The 6,153-nt window shown below is 45.6% G+C and carries 5 protein-coding genes; 4 read left to right on the top strand and 1 reads right to left on the bottom strand.

Annotated elements, in window-relative coordinates; genetic code table 11:
• Positions 1–326 precede the first annotated feature (326 nt).
• The 3 genes from ACLFWI_RS25345 (at position 327) to ACLFWI_RS25335 (ending at position 3,820) form a co-directional block, all read left to right on the top strand.
• Entirely contained in the window at positions 327–608 is a 282-nt protein-coding gene (locus ACLFWI_RS25345; RefSeq protein ID WP_446335223.1) for an HU family DNA-binding protein, read from the top strand.
• 93 nt (positions 609–701) lie between these two features.
• A complete protein-coding gene (gene cobD, locus ACLFWI_RS25340; RefSeq protein WP_446415218.1) occupies positions 702–1,856 on the top strand; it encodes a threonine-phosphate decarboxylase CobD in 1,155 nt (384 codons plus the stop codon).
• Positions 1,857–2,116: 260 nt separating this feature from the next.
• On the top strand, positions 2,117–3,820 hold the full coding sequence (locus tag ACLFWI_RS25335) for a dihydrolipoyl dehydrogenase family protein (protein WP_446415217.1): 1,704 nt from the start codon (positions 2,117–2,119) through the stop codon (positions 3,818–3,820).
• A gap of 226 nt (positions 3,821–4,046) precedes the next feature.
• Here the strand turns inward: ACLFWI_RS25335 and ACLFWI_RS25330 are convergent, their stop codons facing one another.
• On the bottom strand, positions 4,047–5,156 hold the full coding sequence (locus ACLFWI_RS25330; protein WP_446415216.1) for an S-(hydroxymethyl)glutathione dehydrogenase/class III alcohol dehydrogenase: 1,110 nt from the start codon (positions 5,154–5,156) through the stop codon (positions 4,047–4,049).
• 280 nt (positions 5,157–5,436) lie between these two features.
• Between ACLFWI_RS25330 and ACLFWI_RS25325 the strand changes: the two genes are divergently transcribed.
• Positions 5,437–6,039: an esterase/lipase family protein gene (locus tag ACLFWI_RS25325; RefSeq protein ID WP_446415215.1), complete on the top strand. Its 603-nt coding sequence runs from the start codon at positions 5,437–5,439 to the stop codon at positions 6,037–6,039.
• Positions 6,040–6,153: the final 114 nt, after the last annotated feature.

Below are 6,153 nucleotides of genomic sequence, written 5' to 3'. Positions count from 1 at the left end.
AGCTTAAGTTGACACCAATGCACATCGGTGCACTCCTACGGAAGTCGGGGATCTAATGCCCGTTTTTTCGGCAAGTTTAGCGGAATAATTCAGCAGTACGGTGAGTATTTAGACTTAAAAATGCCGAAATCTACATAATTTAAAGGTTTCAACGTTTCATATCTGGCAATCAGCCATTAGAATAATGCAGTGAAACTTCGAGCCGGTGGGTGTTTCGGGCATTTTTCCCTGAAACCCCTGGTTCTGGGGGTCAAATAGTGAACTCTAGACTAATGGGTTAGAGTAAGCGTTGACCTTTGATTCACGTAGAAATAAGGAGATTTATGATGAACAAGGGCGAATTAGTGGATAAAGTGGCGGAAAAGGCTGCTGTGACCAAAAAACAAGCGGATGCGGTGTTAACTGCGGCATTGGAATCAATTATGGAAGCTGTCTCTGAGGGCGATAAAGTCACCTTGGTTGGCTTCGGTTCCTTTGAATCGCGGGAACGCAAAGCCCGTGAGGGACGCAACCCTAAAACAGGCGATAAGATGGAAATCCCGGCGACGAAGGTTCCGGCGTTTTCTGCTGGGAAGCTGTTTAAGGAAAAAGTTGCCCCTCCCAAGTAAGGGTGTAGTTAAACCTGATTGGTGAAGATAAGAGAGAATGTAGAGACGTAGCATGCTACGTCTCTACAGACAGATTTTGAGGAGAAGTGATCCTTGAAACGACCCATTCACGGGGGAAATCTAGCCTGGGCAGCTGCACGGGCAGGTTGTTCCCCTTCCCTGATTCTGGATTTTTCGGCGAGTATCAATCCTTTGGGACCGCCAAAATCTGCGATCGCGGCGATTGAGTCTCATTTGGATGACTTAGTTGCTTACCCTGCACCGGATTACTACCCGTTACGGGTGGCTCTGAGTCAATTCCATCCCATGCTGAACCCTGACTGGATTCTACCGGGGAATGGCTCGGCTGAATTATTAACCTGGGCAGCCAGGGAACTCTCAAAACTGGAAGAAACGATTATCCTGACTCCAGCCTTTAGCGACTATCAACGAGCGCTCATGGCGTTCAATGCCAGAATCAGGGGGTGTTTTTTATTCGGGGAAGATGGGGGAGATGGGGGAGATGGGGGAGTTGTCTCAACACTAAGTCAGGGCGGGTTTTGCCCAAAGGTTATCATCAATAGTCAAAACGAAATCCCTAAACCCGCCCCTACATTGCCGCTTTTTCCTGGCAAACGTCAGGGTTTGCTGCTGAATAATCCCCATAATCCGACGGGTCAATTATTCGACCAAGCCAGCCTGCTGCCTTATTTGGAGCAATTTGCCCTTGTGGTTGTGGATGAAGCCTTTATGGACTTTTTGCCACCGGATCAGCAGCAAAGCCTGATTCGGTGGGTGCAGGATTATCCGAATCTGGTCATTTTGCGATCGCTGACTAAATTCTACAGCCTTCCTGGACTCCGTTTAGGTTATGCGATCGCTCATCCTGAGCGGCTAAAACGCTGGCAAAAATGGCGTGACCCCTGGTCTGTAAATGTCCTGGCTGTGGCGGCTGCTATTGCTGTGGTGCAGGATCAGGCATTTCAACAGCAGACTTGGGATTGGCTACCCGCCGCGCGATCGCATCTGTTTCAAGGGTTATCATCGTTACCAGGGTTACATCCCTATCCCAGCGCCGCTAACTTTCTACTGGTACAGTCAGAACACTCCTGTTCCCAACTGCAGGAACACCTACTCAAGCACCATCGTATTTTAATTCGGGATTGCTTGAGCTTTCCGGAATTAGGCGATGGTTATTTTCGAGTTGCTATTCGGACTCAAGCAGATAACCAACGTTTATTAGATGCTTTGAAAATTGTTATAAATTAGGAATTATGAAGCGGAATTATGTTTTTTTAACGCAGAGGTACGCAGAGGTTAGCGCAGAGGGCGCAGAGGAATTGGGAGTATTGGTGTGAAAAATTTATAGAATTGGAGAAATAATCGGAATATGACCATGAACCATGAACCATGAACCATGAACCATGAACTATGAACCATGAACCATGAACTATGAACCATGAACTATGAACCATGAACCATGAACTATGAACTATGAACCATGAACCATGAACCATGAACTATGAACCATGACCAAAGATTATGACCTTATTGTAATTGGTAATAGCAGGGCTGGCGCTTATGCTGCCTTGGCTGCGACTCAATTAAAGGCTCGTGTTGCCTTGATTGAACCGGAAAACCTTCAGAGTAACTGGTTAGGTCAAGAAGCGCTTTATAATCAGGCATTGATGCAGGTGGGGCGAGTTCTTCAGCAAGTACGGAAAGCACCTAAATTTGGAATTGATTCGGCTATAAATTACTCAATTCCCGATACGGCTGAGTTAGAAAAACAGTTAGTTAAACAATCAGGGGAAGTATGTAGAGACGAGCCATGGCAGGTTGGGGAAGCAGAGAAAGAGGATATTAGAACGTATCTGAATCCTCTTGAGTCAACCGCCCACTTTCCTACTGTAGAAATTCCCGACGCAATGGAATGGGCAGAGATGGTTGTTTCTACCTGTTCTGAAGCGACTTCTCCAGCAATTTTGGCATCTTTCGGTGTAGATATAATTTCTGGCAATGGAGAATTTTGCCGCTTACCTCACTTGGGCTTTGTTGTCAATAATCGACGCTTACGGGCAAGGGCATATTTAATTGCAACGGGTTCTTGTCCAGAAATTCCTGATATTGATGGGTTAGAGACAATCCGTTACTTTACCCCAAGAGATATCTGGAAACAGGTAGACAAGTCTAAATACAAAGTTATCGGGGCGAATTTGACTGATACCGTTCCTGAAGAAACCGATAAGGTAACGAAACCGACACCTCAAGGAAAACCGAAGAACCTAGAAGAAACCATTCCATTTCAGTTACAGAAAAATTGGTTAGTTGTTGGTAGCACTCCCAATGCTGTGGAACTCGCTCAAACATTAGCGCGACTAGATTGTCAGGTGACACTGGCGGTGAGTGAGGCTTATATTTTTCCCCAAGAAGACTTAGATGCGTCACGTCTAGTACAAGCGCAATTAGAAGCCGAAGGAATTCGGGTTTTGACTCAAAGTCCGGTGACTCAGGTAAGGTGGATTGAGGGACAAAAATGGGTGCAAGTGGGAAATCGGGCAATTGAAACCGATGAAATTTTGTTGGCGACGGGTCAAACGCCTAATATTGAATCGTTAAATTTAGCAGGAGTTGGGGTTAAGTTTTCCCGAAAGGGGTTGAAACTCAACCAAAAACTGCAAACCACGAATCCCCGTATCTATGCTTGTGGTGATGTGATTGGCGGTTATCAATTTGAGCATATTGCCGAATATGAAGCCAGTATTGCAATAAAAAATGCTTTATTTTTTCCCCGATGGACTGTGGATTATCAGGGAATTCCTTGGGTAATTTTTACTGATCCAACCTTAGCACGGGTGGGGTTAACAGAAGCGCAAGCCAGACGCCGTTATGGGAAACAAGTGTGGGTGGTGCGACAGTATTTTAAAACTTTGGATAAGGCGCAGATTCTGGGGGAAACGACGGGGTTTTGTAAACTGGTGCTGCGTCGGAATGGGACGATTTTAGGTGGATTAATCGTGGGAGCAAATGCTGATGAATTGATTGGTGCGATCGCGCTACTAATTCGACATAAGATTAAAGTGGGTTCACTGGCTAAAATGCCGCAAGCTTCGCCTACAATGTCAGAGATTCTTTATAAAACGGCGCAGGAGTGGCAACGTCAACGGTTAGAGGGTAATAAGATGTTACAAAATATGCTGGAAGGCTTTTTTAACTGGCGACGAAAGTGGTGAGTTGATACATACGAATGTAGAGACGTTGCCTGTAACATCGTAACATCTCTAGCAACATCTCTACAATGGGGGGTTTTAAGTAGCAGACTATAAGTGCAATCTATCCCTCCTGGATGGGTGAAAAGCTTGCACTTATAGCGAGACGAAAAGCACTACTGACTTCCCTCATCTCCCCCTCACCCCATCTCCCCAATACTTATTCAGCAAGCCCTACTTACGCTCTGCCTTAAAATGTAACCACGCTGCGAATTGATTCCCCTTGGTGCATTAAATCAAACCCCTCATTTATTTTTTCCAAGGGCATGACATGGGTAATTAAATCATCAATATTAATCTTACCCTCCATATACCAATCCACAATTTTCGGAACATCGGTGCGCCCCTTTGCGCCACCAAAAGCCGTTCCTTTCCAAACCCGTCCAGTTACCAATTGAAAGGGACGAGTACTAATTTCTTGTCCTGCGGCAGCTACTCCAATAATCACACTCACGCCCCATCCTTTGTGACAACATTCCAAGGCTTGGCGCATCACATTGACATTACCAATGCACTCAAAACTATAATCGGCTCCACCTTTAGTTAACTCCACCAAATAAGGAACTAAATCTCCCTCGACTTCACGGGGATTAACAAAATCCGTCATGCCAAATTTTTCTGCCAATTCCCGTTTATCTGGATTAATATCAACGCCAACAATTTGACTCGCGCCTACCATTCGCGCCCCTTGGATCACATTTAAGCCAATTCCACCGAGTCCAAATACCACAACTCTGGAACCGGGTTCAACTTTGGCGGTATTAATCACTGCACCAATTCCCGTAGTTACGCCGCAGCCAATGTAACAAACCTTCTCAAAGGGCGCATCTTCGCGAATTTTCGCCACGGCAATTTCTGGTAATACGGTATAGTTGGCAAAGGTAGAGGTTCCCATATAGTGATGCAGCATTTTGCCATTACTTGAGAACCGACTTGTGCCATCGGGCATGACACCTCGTCCCTGAGTTGCCCGAATCGCTTGACAGAGATTGGTTTTGAAACTTAAGCAATACTCACAGTTCCGACATTCGGGTGTGTAGAGCGGAATCACATGATCACCGGGTTTAACGCTTTTTACCCCGTCTCCAACCTCGACGATTACACCAGCACCTTCATGTCCTAAAATAGCAGGAAATAGTCCTTCTGGGTCTTTGCCAGAGAGGGTATAGGCGTCGGTATGACAAATCCCTGTTGCTTTAATTTCAACCAGTACCTCCCCAGCTTTGGGTCCCTCTAGCTGAACGGTTTCAATGGTTAACGGTTTCCCGGCTTCGTAGGCGACGGCTGCTTTAACGTCCACGTTTTCCCTCCTGCTTTTTCCACTATCGTTTAGTGTATCGCTATCCCAGCAGGCAGAAACCGTAGGTTGGGAAAACGCGAGGAAACCCAACCTCTCAGTCGCTAAGTAGTCGGACTTGCATTAAAGTTAACGGTTGAGATGAGGTAACTGGGAACAGGAAGCAGATTCGTAGTAGCCACGAAGGATGCCATCAGCGCTGAAGCGCTGACTACAAACTGGCATCCTGATATAACTATAAATTATGCACAAAACAAATTCGTTAACAAATGACCAATGACCAATGACAAACCCAGTTATTCTCGTTCACGGTATTTTTCGCACCTCATCAGTTTTCCGCAAACTCTCTCCTTACCTCAAAAAACAAGGTTTTTCCGTTTATACCCTTGACCTAAAACCAAATAACGCCACATTGGGTTTAGACCAAATGGCAGCCCAATTAGCTAATTTTGTCAACCAAACATTCCCCCTCAACCAACCCATTGATTTAGTCGGTTTAAGTATGGGAGGACTCGTCACCCGCTATTATGTGCAGCGATTAGGTGGAATTGACCGAGTGCAGCGTTACATTACCATTTCCGCCCCCCATCACGGCACCTGGTTAGCCTACCTATTGAACCGTCGCGCCTGCGTGCAAATGCGCCCAGGAAATCCTTTGCTAGAGGATTTAAACCGAGATGTTCAGATGTTAGAACGCCTCAATTTTACATCAATTTGGACACCCTGGGATTTTATTATTATTCCGGGTAATAGTTCACGAATGTCCGTGGGTCAAGATGTGAAAGTTCCCGTTTTAGCCCATGCTTGTATGGTGATTAATCCTCACAGTATGCAAGCAGTAGCGTCGGCTTTATCCGAACCCTTTTATCAAATCAAGGCAAATTAGGTTTGTAGTTCGTAGTAAGGGCTTTAGCCCTATTTTAAGCATAGGTGTCACCTCAAAACAGTTCGTAGTAAGGGCTTTAGCCCTATTTTAAGCATAGGTGTCACCTCAAAACAG

The organism is Coleofasciculus sp. (assembly GCF_046539235.1).
Taxonomy (GTDB): domain Bacteria; phylum Cyanobacteriota; class Cyanobacteriia; order Cyanobacteriales; family Coleofasciculaceae; genus Coleofasciculus.
Note: the sequence above shows the minus strand (reverse complement) of the source record. Positions and strands in the feature narration are given on the sequence as shown.

Excerpts from the sequence above, each read along its gene's own strand:
- ACLFWI_RS25345 (WP_446335223.1), top strand. The coding sequence starts at position 327 with ATGAACAAGGGCGAATTAGTGGATAAAGTGGCGGAAAAGGCTGCTGTG.
- ACLFWI_RS25335 (WP_446415217.1), top strand. The coding sequence starts at position 2,117 with ATGACCAAAGATTATGACCTTATTGTAATTGGTAATAGCAGGGCTGGC.
- ACLFWI_RS25325 (WP_446415215.1), top strand. The coding sequence starts at position 5,437 with ATGACAAACCCAGTTATTCTCGTTCACGGTATTTTTCGCACCTCATCA.